Source organism: Rarobacter incanus (genome assembly GCF_006715765.1).
GTDB lineage: Bacteria > Actinomycetota > Actinomycetes > Actinomycetales > Cellulomonadaceae > Rarobacter > Rarobacter incanus.
On record NZ_VFNV01000001.1, the window covers coordinates 1,560,258 to 1,577,135 of the forward strand.

Consider the following 16,878-nt stretch of genomic DNA (forward strand, 5'->3'; position numbering starts at 1 on the left):
AGTACATCTAAAGTAGTAATAGCGACAGCGAAGGGGAGGCTGCAATCACCGCGCTGGCCGACCATACGCGCACCATCGAGACCTCCTACATCGTGGAACTCCAGCACGTCATCGAGCCGAGGCTGGAACGCGGGCTGCGACAGGAGCAGAATTGGGTCGGCGGGCCGGGCTGGTCGCCGCTGCGAGCCGCCTTCATCCCCCCGCCGGAGGCCGAGGTGCCCCGTCTAGTGGCGGACCTCGCGCGGTTCGTAACCGACACGAGCGGTAACCCGGTGGTGCGGGCGGCGATCGCGCACGCGCAGTTCGAGTCGATCCACCCGTTCATCGACGGCAACGGCCGCACCGGGACGACTACAGGACCTTCGACAGGAAGTCCTGGGTGCGTTGCTCTTGCGGGTTGTCGATGACCTCGGTAGGCGTCCCGTGCTCAACGATGACGCCGTCGGCCATGAACACGACCTGGTCGGCAACCTCCCGGGCAAAGCCAATTTCGTGCGTCACCACGATCATCGTCATGCCGTCGGCGGCCAAATCCTTCATGACCGCCAACACCTCACCTACCAGTTCCGGGTCAAGCGCGGAGGTGGGCTCGTCAAAAAGCATCAGGTCGGGATCCATCGCCAGCGCGCGTGCGATCGCAACGCGCTGCTGCTGGCCGCCCGACAGCTGCGCGGGATAGTGATCCATGCGGTCGGCAAGGCCAACGCGATCGAGTAGCTGCTTGGCGCGCGCGGTCGCATCCGCCTTGGACCGACCCAGCACCTGCACCTGCCCCTCGATGACGTTCTGCAACGCCGTGAAGTGCGGGAACAGGTTGAAACGTTGAAACACCATCCCGATGTGGGCGCGCTGCTTGGCAACCAACTTCGGGTGCAGCTTTTGCAGGCGGTCGTGGCCGCCCTTCGTGACCTCCTTGTACCCCATCAGCTCGCCCTCGACGTAGATACGCCCGGCGGTTATTTCCTCAAGCTGATTGATGCACCTGAGCGCGGTCGACTTACCAGACCCGGACGGCCCCAGCATGACGCATACGGACCCCGCCTGCACGGTGAGATCGATGCCCTTGAGAACGTGGTTGTGCCCGAATTCCTTGTGGACGTCGCGCATTTCGACCATGGGAGTTGTCATTGTCGTGCCTCACGTTCCTGATTCGTCAAGAGGGCCGGGATCCGGCGTCGTCTTCGCCGCGTTGATCGCGCCCTGGCGGGCTCCTCGCTTGCCGGCCCGCTCCTTCAGCTTTGCCCCGACGCCGGAGGCCGCGGCAATGTTCCGACCATCGAAACCGCGCCCGTAGTACCGCTCCAGGTAGTACTGGCCCACCATCAGGATCGACGTGATTACCAGGTACCAGATTGCGGCCACGAGCAGAAGCGGCACGGGGGCGAATGTGCGCGAACCGATCGCGGAAGACTGATAGGTCAAGTCGAGCGTGAACGGCACCGCCAGGACCAGGGACGTTGTCTTCAGCATCGAGATAGTCTCGTTGCCCGTCGGGGGGACGATCACTCGCATCGCCTGCGGGATCACGATGCGGCGCATGATCGACCAGTTCTTCATTCCCAGCGCGCGAGCCGCCTCGTGCTGGCCCGGGTCAACAGACTGCAACCCCGCCCGGATGATCTCTGCCAGATAGGCGGCCTCGTTGAAGGCCAAACCCAAAATCGCGGGGATCGCGGCCAGCGTGCCAACCGTCAGCGGCTTGGTTTCGAAGGAGAAGAACTCCGGGCCGAAGGGGATTCCCAGCGACAGCATCGGGTACAACACCGACAGCAGGCCCCAAAAGACCAGCTGCGTGTACACCGGGGTGCCGCGGAAGAACCAGATATAGAACCACGCCACCGAGCGCATGACCGGGTTTTCCGACGACCGCATGATGGCGAGCGTCAGGGCCATGACTACGGCCAAAACCATCGACGCGACGGTCAGGATCAGCGTCCACCCGATTGCTCGCAGGATGTTCTCGTGGAAGAGGTACTTAGCAACCAGGTCCCACTGCAACACCTCATTGGTCACCAACCCATGAATGAACATCGCAGCGATGACCGCCACGATGATCGCCGAAACGACGCGCCACGGGTACCGAACCGGAATCGCATGAATCCGGTCGGGGATATCGTCGGGTGCTGCACTCATATGCGTTTAACCTGCCGGGTTGAGTTCTGCGGTCGTAACAGCGCCGGTCTCGACGTGCCACGTGGTCAGGATCTTTGTGTAGGTGCCGTCGTCAATGAGCTTTTGCACAGCCTTTTGAATCGCCTCGGTCAGCGCCGTGTCATCCTTGGCCACGACGATTCCCTGCTGAGCTGAATCGAAAATCCCACCGAGCTGTTCAAGTTTGCCACCGGTTTGCTCGATTGCATAGGCGACGATGGGCGAGTCCGCGTACATCACGTCAGCCTTGCCGCCCAGCAGCGCGGTTGTCGCTTCCGATTGCTGATCGAACTGCAGCGGTGTTGGCGCCGCCTTCCCCGCCTTCTCGCACGCCGGCGCGAGCGTCTCGGTGAGCGACTTGTCCTGCGCGGTTCCAGTTTGTACGGCGACGGTCAGGCCGCACACGTCGTCAGCGCTGGCGCCCTGCGGATTGCCCGCTGCAACCGCGAACGCCGACCCCGCCTGGAAGTACGACACCATATTGACCTGCTCGATCCGTTCGGGCGAGATGGTGAAGGACGAGATTCCCACGTCGTACTTGGACCCGATCGCCGGGATGATCGCGTCAAAGGCAGAGGATTGGACCTCGGCCTGCAGGCCCAGCACCTGGCCGATAGCCTTTGCCAGGTCTACGTCGTAGCCGGTCGGCGTCTTACCGTCCTCCCCCAGGAATTCGGCGGGCGCGTACGTCAGTTCCGCGCCGACCACGAGTTTGCCGGTCTTCGCTATGGACTCCGGGACAAGCTTGGCGATGGCCTCGTCCTTGAGGTTCGTCGGCGCAGATGACGAAGATTCCGTATCCGAACTGGAGCAACCCGCCAAGGTCAGCGCCAGCGCGGCCGTTATCCCCAGGACTGTGATTTTTCGCATGAACTCTCTCCACGGTGCGGTCGATGTGCCGCGTGTGCAAAAACAAATAGTGCGGCGCTCCCATGCTAGTCAGCATTCGGAGCGCCGCACCGGGACTTAGCTAGCGGGGTTGATCTCCGCCGTAGCGACCGCACTCTCGGACATCCCCCACTTGTCGAGGATCTTGCCGTAGGTGCCGTTATCGATGATCTTCTGCAGCGCGGCCTGGACCGCCTCGGTGAGCTTTTCGTCGCTCTTGGAAACCACGACCGCCTGCGGCGCGGTGTCGAAGATGTCGCCCAACTGCTCGAGCTTGTCACCGGTCTGCGCGACTGCGTACGCGATGACCGGTGAATCGGCGGCCATGACGTCGGCCTTACCGCCCAACAGTGCGGTGGTCACATCGGTTTGCAGGTCGTACTGCAGCGGGGTGGGCGCTGTCTTGCCGGCCTTCTCGCAGGCGGGAATGACGGTGTCTTTCACGTAGTCATCCTGCGTGGTTCCCGTCTGCACGCCGATCACCAGGCCGCACAGATCGTCGGTCGTGAGCCCCTTCGGGTTGCCCTTGGCGACCGCGAAAGCGGAGCCGGCCGACAGGTACGACACCATATTCACCTGCTGCATACGTTCGGGATTGACGGTGAAGGACGAGATCCCGATGTCGTATTTGGATCCGACCGCGGGAATGATCGCGTCGAAGGATGAAGACTGCACGTCGGCCTTGAGCCCCATGACCGCGGCGATCGCGTCCGCGATCTCTACGTCGTAGCCGATGGGTGTCTTACCGTCTTCATCCAGGAACTCGGCGGGGGCGTAACTGGTGTCGGATCCGACAACCAGCTTCCCGGTCGCGGAAATTGTCTCGGGGACCAGCGCCGCGATCGTGTCGTCCTTGGCGCTGGCGGTGGCGGAGGCCGTCGATGTGGCGGTCGTCGTCGCCTCACCGCCACCGCCACAAGCCGTCAGGGTGAGCAGGGCGCCCAGCGCCACCGCTGTAAGAATTATCTTGCGCATGATGGTCTCCGTGTGTGAATTTTTTACGAATATCGTCGGGGGATCGGCCCGGCTGACGGAATAGTTCCAACCGTAGACCCGCAATGTTACCGGTATGTATCGAATCGGGACCCACGTTCTCGTGCCGGCGGGCCGTTAGCAGTCCACGTGTCGCCGACGTTGTCCGCCTCCCCTACGATATGACGGTGCCCGGGGCCCTTCTCACCGCGATCAGTTTGGGAGCGCTCTTTGGAACGCTTGCGTTCGCCGTCGTGCGGCCGCGGCAGCTGCCCGAGGCCACCGCTTCGATCCCGGCCGCGCTACTCCTGGTCGCAATCGGCGGCGTATCGCTTTCGGCCGCCTGGGCTCACATCGTCACACTCGGCCCGACGCTCGCCTTTCTGGCTGGCGCATTGCTGCTCGCCGACCTGTGCGAAAACGAGGGCCTTTTCGCCGCGGCCGGCTCGTTCATGGCGCACGCTTCGCGGGGTAACCCCAAGCGACTCTTCGTGCTCGTCTTCGCCGTCGCGTCCGTCACGACCGCCGTTCTGAACCTCGACGCAACGGTGGTGCTGCTGACGCCGGTGATCCTTTCGACCGCGACCAGCATCGGCGCCCGCCCCAAGCCGCACCTGTACGCAACCGCACATCTTGCGAACTCCGCTTCCCTGCTGCTGCCCGTTTCCAACTTGACGAACCTGCTGGCGCTCAGCGCATCGGGACTCACGTTCGGGCGCTTCGCTGGACTGATGTTCGCGCCCTGGCTGCTGGCCATCGCCACGGAGTACGTTCTTTTGCGCCGCTACTTCCGCGCGGATCTGTCGGTGTCGCGCGCCCCGAACAAGCGCGCGACTCGCAAACCAATACCCCGCTTTGCGCTCACGATCCTGGCGGCGACCTTCGCCGGTTTTGTGGTCTCGTCCCCCCTGCACTTCGAGCCGTTTTGGGTCGCCTGGGCCGGCGCGCTGGCGCTATTGGTCCGGCGGCTGGTCGTGGCGGGGATTGACGCAAGGCGAAGCGCGACGGCGTCACGAAAAGAACTCACAGGCGGGGCGACCGCCGGCAGGGTATTCGCCGACGCCGTGCGCGCGATCAATGTGCCGTTCCTCGCCTTCGTGGCCACCCTGTCGATCGTGGTCGCCGCCGTCATTGATCACGGCGCCGGGTCGCTCACGAAGATGGTGGTTCCGCACGACGGTTCGCTCTGGGCATTGCTGGCGATCGCGTTCCTTGCAGCTATCGCAGCGAACCTCGTCAACAACCTTCCGGCGACGCTCATGCTGCTGCCTTTCGTTGCGCCGCTCGGCCCCATCGCGGTGTTGGCGGCGTTGATCGGCGTGAACGCGGGGTCGAACCTCACCTATGTCGGTTCGCTGGCGACGTTGCTGTGGCGCCGAATAGTGGCGCGCGGCGCCGATCCACCACAGCTGGGTGAATACAGGCGCGTCGGCTTGCTCACGACGCCCGCCGTTCTAATTCTCAGTACGCTCGGGTTATGGGCGGCATCAATGCTGATGGGAGACGTGAGTTGAAAACAGTGGCCTTTGTTGCACCGGGAACATGGCAAGCAGTTATAGACGAGGTCCGCGTCCTCCCCGAATCCGCCTCCGTGACGCTTATCGCCGCGGCCGACGAGGAGTCGGTGGGTCCCCTGGGAGGCTCGTTGTTCGGGCGCGGCGGCCGCAGGCGCGGTGTCGAGCGCGAGGCAGCACTCTCGCTGGCGCAAGATCTGGTGGACGAGGCCCGCGATGCGTGCCCGCGCGATGCCGCGGCGCTTGTGGTCACGGGCGCGGTGGGCCACGCCGTCGTGCGCGAGCTCGGCGACGCCGACTTGTTGATCTTGGCGCGCGACGGGGATCTGAGCAACCTGGGGCCACGTAGCCTGGGGCGCCACACGCGGTTCATCGTCGATCACGCGCCGTGCAGGGTTCTACTGGTGTGGCCGGTCCTGGCTCCTGACACCGACACGCTCCCTCCCCCGCCCCCGGCGCCGCCCACCCATCCGTGAAACGCCCCGCCAGGAACGCGACCAGCATCCCCCGCGCCACCCACCCATCCGCGAAACGCCCCGCCAGGAACGCGACCAGCATCCCCGGCGCCACCCACCCATCCGCGAAACGCCCCGCCAGGAACGCAACCAGCATCCCCGGCGCCACCCACCCATCCGCGAAACGCCCCGCCAGGAACGCAACCAGCATCCCCGGCGCCACCTACCCACGCGCATCCGTGAGACACTGGTGTAGTGGCCGACCGCTTCTGGTCCGCCCTGCGTCGTAGAGTTCTGGTCTGACAAGCCCCCACCCATGTGGGTGTTCTCGTGCGGCGAACTCCGACTCCATCTCCCATCCCGCCTCATCACGTCATGCGTGCGCGCGGGACCCGAAAGGTTTCACCGTGGCATCATTTGCCGATTTTGCGCTGCCCAGCGCCATCGTTTCTGAGCTCAATCGCCAGGGCCTGACAAGCCCGTTCCCCATCCAGTCCGCGTCCCTTCCCGACACGCTCGCCGGGCAAGATGTGCTGGGGCGCGGGCGCACCGGATCCGGCAAGACGCTGGCTTTCGCCCTCCCGACCGTCACGCGCCTGGCCGGGCCGGCCGCCAACGGGCCGCAGACCAGCCGCGACACCACCGCGCCGGCGGCACCCCGCGCCCAGCAGTCGCACCCACGCTCGGGCGCGCAAGCCCGCGCGCCGCGCAGTTCCGCCGGGGGTCACCCGCGCGCGCTGGTACTGTGCCCAACCCGCGAACTTGCGAACCAGATCAACGCAACCATCGAGCCACTGGCGAAGTCCGTCGGGCTGCGCACGACGACTATCTTCGGCGGAGTTGCACAGAGCAGGCAGGTCGAAGCGCTGCGCGCCGGCGCCGACATCGTCATCGCTTGCCCGGGCCGCTTAGAGGACCTGCTTTCGCAGCGTGCCCTCACCCTGGACGGCATCGAAATCACGGTCCTCGATGAGGCAGACCACATGGCCGACCTCGGCTTCCTGCCGGGCGTAAAGCGCATCATGGATCGCACCCCGCAGCGCGGTCAACGGCTGCTGTTTTCGGCGACTTTGGATAACGGAGTGGATCAACTCGTCCGCCGCTATTTGCATGATCCAGTCACCCATTCGGTCGATAGCGCCTCCTCCCCGGTGGATGCGATGACCCACCACTTCCTTGTGGTCGATGATGCCGCGGCGAAAAAGGATCTGGTGCGCGAACTCGCATCCGGCACCGCCCGACGCATCCTGTTCACCCGCACTAAGTACGGTGCGAAGAAGCTCGCCAAGCAGCTCACGCAGGCGGGCATACCCGCCGTCGATCTGCACGGGAATCTGAGCCAGGGAGCCCGCGAACGCAACCTCGAAGCCTTTTCCTCCGGCACCGCCAAGGTACTAGTAGCCACCGACATCGCCGCCCGCGGCATCCACGTCGACGACGTCGATCTGGTGATTCACGTTGACCCGCCGGCCGAACACAAGGCGTACCTGCACCGTTCTGGGCGCACCGCACGGGCCGGGCACGACGGCACCGTTGTGACCATCGCCCAGCGCGATCAGGTCGATGACGTCAAGGCGCTCATGCGCAAGGCGAAGATCTCGGCCGCGCCGCGGGCCGTAACTCCGGTGCATCCGCTAGTGACATCGCTTATCGGAGAACGAGCCGCCCTCATCCGCCCGACCGCGGCCGCGAGCAGCGGGTCTGCCGCCAACAGCGCCGGGCGCTCGGGTGCCAAGAATGGCGCGCCGCGGCGCGGGAACGCGGTAAAAGGGCGAGCCCGCGGCGCAGCCGACCGGACCGACAAAGACTCGGTGGGGTCAGACACTAAGGCTTCCGGGGCCAGGTCCGGTGGCGCGCGTTCGCAGGGCGGTGGCGCGCGTTCGCAGGGCGGTGGCGCACGTTCGCAGGGCGGCGGCGCGCGGTCGCAGGGCGGCGGCGCGCGTTCGCAGGGTGGTGGCGCGCGGTCGCAGAGCGGTGGCGCGCGGTCGCAGGGCGGCGGCAATGCCGGGCGTCGCGAGGCCGCAACCCAGGGGGCCTCGCGGCGCTCCACCGCTCGTGCCTCGCGCAGCGGGCACAGCGCGGCGCGGTATTCAGCTGGCGGCGGGCGCGGGGGGCGCTAAAGCGAGACCGCGTTGCGAACTGTCACGCAGCTGACACGCAATTGACCCGCATTCGGGCTGCGGGCGCGATAGATCCGGCCTAGCGTCGAAAGGGACAACGCACAGGTCGATTTGTTCGGAAGTGGTTTTCGGTGCGGTTTGGGATTTCCCGCAGGCCTATAAGCGCCGCATTGGCGGCAACCCTCGTGGTTGCGTCCCTGGCGGGGTGCACCACCAGCCCCGCCGAGGGCGGCAGCGGGACGGATCGCGCCGCGCGATCCTCCGACGCTCCGGCGCGCCAGCCGTCGCCTGGGACCCCTGGCGCGGGCGCATCGGGCGGCGCACCGGAATCGGGCTCGGACCGCCACGAGCAGGGCACCCGCGGTCACGCCACCTCAGAAGGTGATTCGGCAGCTCCGGGCGGAAAGGGCGCGCCGCAGGCGCAAGGGGATGGATCGCCCACGGCTGCGGGGAACTCGTCCGCAAAAGTCGTTCCCACCGACACGTTCCGACCCTCCAAGCCCGCGGGCAAGACCTACGTGTGGGAGGACAACGCCGAGGTTTCCCACCTCTTCTTCCACTCGCTCATCGTCAATCCCCGCGTGGCATTCAACGATCCGCAATCGGGCAACGGCTACCTCGATTACATGATCACCATCGACGAGTTCCGCCGCATCCTCGACCAGGTCTACCAAAAGGGATACGTCCTGGTCAGCCCGCATCAGTTGGCGCGAGTCACCGCAAGCGGGGCCGTCAAGCCCCGCAAACTGCGGGTTCCACGCGGGAAAAAGCCTCTTGTACTTTCCGTGGATGATGTTTCGTACTATCAGTACATGAAGGGCGATGGCTTCGCCTCGAAGCTGATTGTTGGGCCGGACGGGGGCGTGGAGAACGAGTACACGGATCCCATCACCAAGGCCAAATCGACCGGCGCCTACGACGTTATGCCGATAGTCGATGAATTTGTCGCCAAGCACCCCGACTTTGCCCCCTACGGGTACAAGGGAGTGATCGCGCTGACCGGGTACAACGGGGTTCTGGGCTATCGCTCTTCCCCGAGCGTGTACAAGAAGGGGCGGCGACTCAATGCTGCGATCGACAATGCCACCCGCGTCGCCAATGCCCTGAAGTCCGAGGGCTGGCAGTTCGCCTCCCATTCGTGGGGCCACATCAATTTCACGACATCATCGCTGACCAGGATCAAGACGGACACCCAACGATGGAAGGATGACGTCGAGCCGATCATCGGGCCGACCGACCTGCTTATCTACCCGTTCGGAGCCGACATTGCCGGAATCGAGCACTATTCGGGTGCGAAGTACGACTACCTGAAGGCGCAGGGCTTCAACTTCTATTTCAATGTCGACGGCTCAACGACGCACTGGGGACAATTCGGCAAGGGGTACTTGCGCGAGGCTCGCATCAACGTCGACGGCATCTCGCTTCACGCAGCGGTGAACGGCCGCAAGGTCCTAGGCGCGTTTTTCGACGCGGCGAAGGTGATTGACCCGCTCCGGCCGAAGGCCATCGAGGGCAAGAAGTAGCCAAAGAGGCCGGCGGAATCGCGCGGGCGCCTGTAGTTCCCTGGCACGCGGTCCATTACCGCGGGCGGTTGGACGCTGCGCGCACCTTGAGCGCCCCCGCGAATCCCGCGAGCAAGAACACGCCCGCCACCAGCAAGGACCAACGGGTTGCGGTGGCGAAGCCAGCGGCCAATGCGTCCACTGTGGCGGACGGACTAGCGCCAAGAGCAGCCGCACCCGGTCCCTGTTCGCGCAGTGCCGTGATCAAGGTGCCCGCACTTTCGCGGGTGTGTTGGGCGAGGGAGGCGGAGGCCTCGTCGGAAAGATTGAGCGGCGCCAGCGAATCAGGGAGCGTCAGGCGCAAAGCGGTGCTAAGTGCGGCACCCGCGACCGCGGTGCCGAGCGCGGTGCCGATCTGGCGTACGGTGCTCTGCGTCGCGGAGGCTTGGCCGGAAACGTCAACGGGGATGTCCCGCAGGACCGTGCCGGTCAGTTGCGCCGAGGCAAGCCCCAATCCCAGCCCGTAGACAACCAGCGGTAAGGCGACGACGAACCCACTGGTCGCGGGTCCCAGGACTGCGGCAAGCGCCACCACGCCCGCAACCTCGAGTCCCAGTCCTATCAAGACGGTCGTGGGCGCGCCGAAGCGGCCTGCCACGTGGCGAGCCGCGGCCCCCGAACCGAATGCTCCCATGGCCATCGCCGCGAGCACCAGCCCGGCACCCATGACGCTCATCGCCAGGGCGCTGGTCAGATACAGGGGCAGAATGAAAATGATCGCAAACTCGCCGATGGCGACCATCGCCGCGGTCAGGTTGCCCCACGTGAAGGTCCGGAACCTAAACAGGTCCAGATCCAACAGAGCATCGCGGCCCACCCGTTCGCGGTGCCTCTCCCACCTCACGAAGAGGGCTATCGCCACAATTGCGACGGTCATCGCCAAGGGAACGACCGAGAGCGGTGCGTCGGCGGGCCACGCGTGCCCAAAGACCTGGAAGGTACCGGTCGGGCGCCACCATCCCAGATCGGGGCCCTCCACGATCGCGAAGACCAGGGCGCCGAAGCCGATCGCGCTCAGCTGTGCACCGTCGACGTCAATGCCCTTCTTGGGCTTGCGGCCGCGCGTCTCGGGAACCGTCACCGCGGCTGCCGCGGCAATGACAATGACGGCGGGGACATTGACCAGGAAGATCCAGTGCCAGGACGCCCACTGCGTCAGCGCTCCACCAAGGAGTGGGCCGATCGCGGCGGCACCCGATATGACCGCTCCCCACACACCGAAGGCCATCGCCCGGTACTTCCCGCGGAAGACTGCATTCACGGTCGAAAGGGTCGACGGCATGATCAGCGCCGCCCCCACCGCCTGCACCGCGCGCGAACCGATAAGGGCCCCCGCCGAACCCGCCTGCGCGGCCAACACGCTGCCGACGCCAAACACGATAAGTCCCGCGATGAACAGCCGCCTTCGACCCCACCGATCCGCCAGATTTCCGGTCGAGAGGAGCAAGGCCGCGAGAAGCACCGCGTAGAGGCTACTGACCCACTGGGCATCGGTCAGGTCGAGGCTCAGATCCGCGATTATCGTCGGCAGCGCGACGCCAACGATCGTGCCATCGAGCACAATAACGCCGAGCCCGAGGGACAGGACCGCGAGACCCACCCACTGGCGTTTTGTCGGTGCGGCACCCATCGCTTCGTCGGACATTCCTTACCCCGTTCGCCCGGTCGGTCCATTGGTTCCACACTAGGCGGCCTGCGGGATCGACACGTGGGATTGCGGCGTTTTGTGGATAACTTCGCGCGAAAGGATCTGACGATAGTGTCAGAAACCTAGTCAATCAAGAGCCGCGCGGCCTCCCAAAACAATCGCGCGCGGGTCCTAGCGGCGTACAGTTCGCAACGCGGCAGCGCTTCAAGTTCGTTTACCGGTTCGCCGAAAATGCACTGACTTCGTTCCGCCCGGTGATCCATGCAAGTTTCGATCTGAAATGTGCGCGGCGGGCTCGGACCGCCATAGATTTCACGGCCGTTTGCTAGCACGGCAGGAACTCGCGATCCAGCTAACACATACGAATAGAGATCGCGGCCGAGCATGGCCGCTAGCCGGGGTGTGTCAGCGTGAGCGGCCTGGGCGCGCCCTCGAAAGACCCTTACCGAGTGCCCTGCGGCACTCCACTAAGACCTCAAAAGACTTCGCTGTGCTGTTTGTTGTCCATGATTCCGAGATTGCTGAAATAGGACCATCCAGTTTGCTTGCGCAACCAATACCCTTACCGACGGCCGCGATTTCGAGATAGCAACCTTCAAAGACCTTGGGCGGGATTCAAAGGCGACGGAATACTAAATCGATCAACTAGCTCGTCAAACCGCTTGTCGGCTTTGGTCACAGTACTCTTGTCGAGGTAACGAACCAAGTCTGAGAGCCTCATTCCTCGCGTGCTTGCCAACAAGAGAATACCTGTGGATAACTGGGCCACTGCGCCCTCCGTTGCGCTCATCCATCTCACGAGATCCGCGACATCCCTTGGATTGTCAGGTATCGAGATTGCGAGCATCTCTCTACCGACCTCCCATGCACCCTCCACCGGATCGGCATGCGTGAATTCACGTACGACTGTCTCAGCCGTCATATCCGTCGTCGCAACGAAATGTAAGTGGTAAGTTCCGAGATCCAACGCGCCCTTTTCGGAGGACCAGAGTCGTCCTAATCCTATTGCGTGGATACGCTCAGGTCCCAGATCAATCCCAGTCTCCTCTCGTATTTCTCGTCTAGCAGCTTCGACAGGAGATGGAAGGCCCAACGCGTCGACATCCAGATTGAGATGACGCCTTGTCTTGAGGTCCAGGTTGCCGGTCGCAAAACTACTCAGCCGGCCTGCGGCATACATGAGTCCGGGGCCGCGGCGAACAGCCAACAGCCTTCCCGAATTGTCTAGTGCAATCACTGACAACGACAGGAGACCGTCAACGGGCCACTCAGCTTCCGGGTCCATACCAAGGCGAATCGAATTGTATTCCTTATACCTGCTGTAGGTAGCGGTCTCAAAGGAAAAATGAAGTCGCGGACGCCCATTGCTCTGGTCGGTTTCAGCGCGGAATGACGTGAGCCAAGGGAGGTGGCCGTCATACTCACGAATCTGATGGCTCTGGACCCTGGGTGTTTTCGTGTCGCGGACAGGCATCGGCCGGTACGTAACAGCAATGTCGCGTGGAACGTTGCCGGAAATCGTGATGCCCGACTCTGTGCTATCGAGATCGAAGACTTTCGCCAAACACTTCGGCGAAAACCGATATGTAAGTTCCGTCGTTCGTTGCCCTACACTGCCGTCAATGTAGCTGTTGAGTATCTCCACAACAGCCCGCATTGACACAACTGCATTGCTAATAGCAGGTGTCGCTGCAGTCGCGAACAACACCCGCGATTCTAGTCTGGAGACACTCTTCTTGTATGCCGCAACGAGTTCCCTTGCCGTCGCTGCGTCTAACGCCCCTTGGCCATCGATCTTTAACAGAAACGGCTCGACAGTCGCCGTGCTATCGCGACGCGGGAGGACGTCTAGAAGAATGCTGATCTCATCGATAGGGCTGGAAACCGAACTTGCCTCAGCTATCCAGCGACTTCGCTCCTTTCGAGAAACGCCAGCACTCGCGAGAGTCCTTCCAACCGTGATCCTTCGAGCCCGCTTCAACTGGAATTCGGTATACCAGCGGGCGACGTTGGAGATACTCAACAATGCAACCCAGATCGCCAAAAGTGTGGTTATGATCGCGGAGATCGGCTCGACATTCCGCCCCAACCAAACACCTAGTGTCGCCAATTGCTCCATAACAGCCTGTTTCACCCCGCCCCTGTCGCTCGCCCCGTGCTACACAGACAACCTTAGCTGCCCATTCCCCTGAGGATTCTCGGCCGTGCCATCTTCTTCAGTATGTATTCAATCTAGAAGCCCCCATCCGCGTGTGGACTTCTATCTCCAACCCGCGTGACTGGACTTATATGTGTTGTGATCCTCTGCGAGACGCGCAATGTGGCTCGCATTGTAGAAACCGCATCCTGCAGCAAGGGAATGAACTGCAACACACAGAACCTGCGCTTGCAGGTGATGCCTGCGCTCATACTCTTCGCCTGGACATACCGAGGGTACAGGCACCGCATCATTGCGGCGCCAACACATCCACAAAACACAAAAGCAGGCGAACCGTCGGTGCTTCGACGATTCACCCGCCACTGTGGACTCCATCGACCGCTACGGGAACAGGCGACAGCGGGTTGAGCGGCTGGTTTCCGCGTGGAGTCAAGGGTACGACGGCGTGGCCGAACCTGATGCGAGCCTGGTGACCCACTGATCGAGGCCGCTGCAGAGCCAAGGAGACGCGCTCGAACACAGCTGACCGACGAGGAAGTGGACGCTATGAGAACAACCCGCGGGCAGGGCGTGAGCGTGAACGCGCTGACGCATCGGTTCGGAGTTCACCGGGGCACGGTCTGGGCAAAGACCCGATGACAGCACGAGCGTACAACTGACCGCGACTTCCTTACTCTGGAAATCAGCAAAGCATGTTTGGACTTGGAGATCCGGAGGGCCCCTCGGTTCGGAGCGGAAAGATGATGTGCGAATTCGGAACGCTGGAGGGTCGCACTCCACCCCTCCTCAGACCGTCGCACCATGCTGGGCCCCCGGTCACGAGAGGCCCTCAATGATAACCTCTGAGGGTTAGGTGAGTACCGAGTAGGGGGCGCAAGTGGTCATAAATGAGGCTGTGTCTGGGCTGCTCTTAGACGAACGAAACCCTCGGTTCCGAGAGCAAGTTAACGGACAAGATGAAGCCGTCACCGCGCTCCTGCTGGACGCTGCTGACAAACTCGTGAGCCTAGCGCAGGACATCGCGACGGAGGGCTCGCTCAACCCAACAGAACTCCCAGTCGTCGTTGACGAAGATGGCGATTTGGTCATTATCGAGGGGAACCGGCGGCTCGCCGCGCTGAAACTGCTTCGTAATCCCGACCTTGCAGCGACGGCGGCAGCGGAATTGGGTACGCCCCTTGTCAAGAGGTTCAAGACACTTCAGCAGATTGGCATCGGTCCGGACTCGATTGACGTTTTCCAGGCTGAGAATCGTGAGGCTGCCCGACACTGGATCGAACTGCGCCACACCGGCGAGAACGACGGTGTGGGTGTCATTGGGTGGAAGGCGTGGCAGACCAACAACTATCGTCGCAGAAGAGGGAGCCAAGCCGACCGTGCCACGCTGTTCTGTGAAGCTGTGGAGGCCGATTTCTCGGGCGAGACCGACCTTCTGTCTGATGTGGCGGCCGTGCGCCGCACGCGCTTGACGACCCTGGGGCGTTTGGTCGCAGACCCGGATGTGCGTCGTGACTTCGGGTTCCAGTTCGGCGAGGACGAGGTGCTCTTTGACTATGAGACCGACGACCTTCGCGCTGGTGTCAGCCGAATCTTCAGCGACCTTGCGGCGAGAATCGGTGGCGTAAGCGTCACTGACATCAAGTCGAAAGACCAACGTCTGAAGTACGTCGTTGATCGCTCTGATGCGCTCCCCAACCGGGCAAATCGGTTGTCCGTTCCTAGACGCCCTGGCGAGCATCCAAGACCAGATACCTCAGGTGGGGATAATGGCGACGGCGCCGCTGGCGGCACGTCCAGGGCTGGAACAGGTACCAGCAACGGCTCCAATGGTGGAAATGGCGCAGAAACGGGCGGAAATGGAAACGGAACATCGGGGGGTGGGGAGCCGAACAACGGGGGCGGAACCTCGGGAAATGGTGGAGGCGGCAAGTCCGCTCCACCCGAGAACGTAATCTTCAAATCTCTGAGGTTGCCTCACCTAAGCCCACGTATTCGAGAGCTTCTTAGCATGTCCCAGAAGATCAACATTGTTGATGCCGCGCCGGTTAGCGGGATACTGGTACGTGTCCTCCTGGAACTCACGGTCACGGAAGCTATTGCTCGCGGAGTCGTGACGGGCGCAACGGAGGATGACTCGCTCAAGAAGAAGGTTCGCCACGCGCTGTTGGCGCTTGACCCTGAATGTCACAACTCGTTCAAACGAGACAAATCGCTGGAGATGGCCTGGACGAGAACCCAGGATGGAGACGCACTGGCCGTCCAATCCTTGAACGCGTTCGTTCACAACATCCACGGCAACGCGGCCCCTTCGGAAGTACGAGTTCTGAGCCTGACATTCCGACCGGTGTTGGAGCGTTTGAACCTACTCATTGGCAGCAGCGCGAAGTGAGTCATCCATTCCTCAGCCCACTTCGGTACCCGGGCGGCAAAGCCCGCGTCGCGCCCTACCTTGCATCGCTGATGCGCGCACAGGCCACTCGACCCACGATCTACGCAGAACCCTTCGCTGGTGGAGCAGGTGCGGCCCTTCGTCTACTCGTTGATGAGCAGGTGCGTGCGGTACGCATCAACGATCTCTCGCCGGGAATTGCCGCGTTCTGGCGTTGTGTCTTCTATGACACTGAGCGGTTCTCCCGGCAGATAGAAACGGCTGTGGTTGACCTTGAGCACTGGGAGCAGGCCCGACAGATATTTCAAAGCCCTTCTGAGCAAGAGGATCTCGAACTCGGGTTTGCGACGTTCTTCCTAAACAGATGCAATCGCTCCGGCATCCTCACGGCACGTCCAATTGGGGGACTGAACCAGACCGGCAGGTGGAAGATTGACGCACGGTTCAACCGTGTGGATCTTGCGGAACGAGTGCGTCGCTTGGGGCAATACCGCAGGCGGGTGGAAGTCTCGCAACTAGACGGGCGAGAGTTCATGAAGACGCTCGAACCACTAGGTCAAGACGTGTTCGCCTACGTTGATCCGCCCTACATCGTGCAGGGCGAAGATCTGTACCTCGATTCGCTTTCATACGACGATCACCGACTCCTCGCAGAGCAACTACGCGACTCCTCCACTCCCTGGATGCTGACCTACGATGTCAGCGAGCGCGTGACTGAAGAACTCTATTCCGGGCTGCGTATGGCTCGATTTGACATTGCTCACACCGCGCAACGCCAACACATCGGCTCGGAAATTGTCGTGTTCAGTGAGCACATCAATGTCGATAGCATCCAACTTCTCAGAGGTGCCAATGCCTCGTGGGTCTCGGCGTAGCGCCCCCGACTCGTTTGCGACGCGCACAGTTGCGGTGCCAACCTCATCCGGAGAACAGTGTATTTTTGTGAGCCGGAACCGGGCGAAGGGCTTTGGCGATAGTGACGCGAGTGACTGCGCGCCGCGTCGGCGAACCCGACCTCCGA

The 16,878-nt window shown here is 62.8% G+C and carries 13 protein-coding genes; 7 read left to right on the forward strand and 6 right to left on the reverse strand.

The genetic code is table 11. The features are described from left to right. Window positions 1–92: 92 nt before the first annotated feature. Window positions 93–407 (forward strand): Fic family protein, encoded by a 315-nt coding sequence (locus FB389_RS06530; RefSeq protein WP_246043561.1) that lies wholly within the window; start codon window positions 93–95, stop codon window positions 405–407. On the opposite strand, the gene FB389_RS06535 is transcribed toward FB389_RS06530, so the two are convergent. The 4 genes from FB389_RS06535 to FB389_RS06550 all read right to left on the reverse strand — a co-directional run bounded on the left by FB389_RS06535 (window position 352) and on the right by FB389_RS06550 (window position 4,014). Further along, window positions 352–1,128 (reverse strand): amino acid ABC transporter ATP-binding protein, encoded by a 777-nt coding sequence (locus FB389_RS06535; RefSeq protein ID WP_281282028.1) that lies wholly within the window; start codon window positions 1,126–1,128, stop codon window positions 352–354. The two genes, FB389_RS06530 and FB389_RS06535, sit on opposite strands and share 56 nt — an antisense overlap. A 9-nt stretch (window positions 1,129–1,137) precedes the next feature. Next, window positions 1,138–2,133, reverse strand: coding sequence for an amino acid ABC transporter permease (locus tag FB389_RS06540; protein WP_142112089.1), 996 nt, complete (start codon window positions 2,131–2,133; stop codon window positions 1,138–1,140). Window positions 2,134–2,139: 6 nt separating this feature from the next. Beyond that, complete coding sequence (locus tag FB389_RS06545) at window positions 2,140–3,021, reverse strand: ABC transporter substrate-binding protein (RefSeq protein ID WP_142112091.1); 882 nt, start codon at window positions 3,019–3,021, stop codon at window positions 2,140–2,142. 96 nt (window positions 3,022–3,117) lie between these two features. Then, on the reverse strand, window positions 3,118–4,014 hold the full coding sequence (locus tag FB389_RS06550; RefSeq protein WP_142112093.1) for an ABC transporter substrate-binding protein: 897 nt from the start codon (window positions 4,012–4,014) through the stop codon (window positions 3,118–3,120). A gap of 185 nt (window positions 4,015–4,199) precedes the next feature. Between FB389_RS06550 and FB389_RS06555 the strand changes: the two genes are divergently transcribed. The 4 genes from FB389_RS06555 (at window position 4,200) to FB389_RS06570 (ending at window position 9,623) form a co-directional block, all read left to right on the forward strand. Further along, window positions 4,200–5,525 carry an SLC13 family permease gene (locus tag FB389_RS06555; protein ID WP_211344967.1) on the forward strand — a complete coding sequence of 442 codons (1,326 nt, stop codon included), beginning with the start codon at window positions 4,200–4,202 and terminating at the stop codon, window positions 5,523–5,525. Beyond that, on the forward strand, window positions 5,522–6,001 hold the full coding sequence (locus FB389_RS06560) for an adenine nucleotide alpha hydrolase family protein (protein WP_142112097.1): 480 nt from the start codon (window positions 5,522–5,524) through the stop codon (window positions 5,999–6,001). The genes FB389_RS06555 and FB389_RS06560 overlap by 4 nt, the downstream gene beginning before the upstream one ends. A gap of 386 nt (window positions 6,002–6,387) precedes the next feature. Next, window positions 6,388–8,100 (forward strand): DEAD/DEAH box helicase, encoded by a 1,713-nt coding sequence (locus FB389_RS06565; RefSeq protein WP_142112099.1) that lies wholly within the window; start codon window positions 6,388–6,390, stop codon window positions 8,098–8,100. Window positions 8,101–8,270: 170 nt separating this feature from the next. Next, a complete protein-coding gene (locus tag FB389_RS06570) occupies window positions 8,271–9,623 on the forward strand; it encodes a polysaccharide deacetylase family protein (RefSeq protein ID WP_246043562.1) in 1,353 nt (450 codons plus the stop codon). Window positions 9,624–9,678: 55 nt separating this feature from the next. On the opposite strand, the gene FB389_RS06575 is transcribed toward FB389_RS06570, so the two are convergent. Together FB389_RS06575 and FB389_RS06580 are read right to left on the reverse strand one after the other, a co-directional pair. After that, on the reverse strand, window positions 9,679–11,307 hold the full coding sequence (locus FB389_RS06575) for an MFS transporter (RefSeq protein ID WP_142112101.1): 1,629 nt from the start codon (window positions 11,305–11,307) through the stop codon (window positions 9,679–9,681). Window positions 11,308–11,905: 598 nt separating this feature from the next. Further along, the gene (locus FB389_RS06580) at window positions 11,906–13,444 is read right to left on the reverse strand and encodes an NUDIX hydrolase (RefSeq protein ID WP_142112103.1); all 1,539 of its coding nucleotides are present in this window, start codon (window positions 13,442–13,444) and stop codon (window positions 11,906–11,908) included. Between the two features lie 901 nt (window positions 13,445–14,345). Between FB389_RS06580 and FB389_RS10705 the strand changes: the two genes are divergently transcribed. After that, window positions 14,346–15,857, forward strand: a complete 1,512-nt coding sequence (locus FB389_RS10705; RefSeq protein ID WP_246043563.1) for a ParB/Srx family N-terminal domain-containing protein — start codon at window positions 14,346–14,348, stop codon at window positions 15,855–15,857. Continuing rightward, on the forward strand, window positions 15,854–16,732 hold the full coding sequence (locus tag FB389_RS06590) for a DNA adenine methylase (protein WP_246043564.1): 879 nt from the start codon (window positions 15,854–15,856) through the stop codon (window positions 16,730–16,732). The genes FB389_RS10705 and FB389_RS06590 overlap by 4 nt, the downstream gene beginning before the upstream one ends. Window positions 16,733–16,878: the final 146 nt, after the last annotated feature.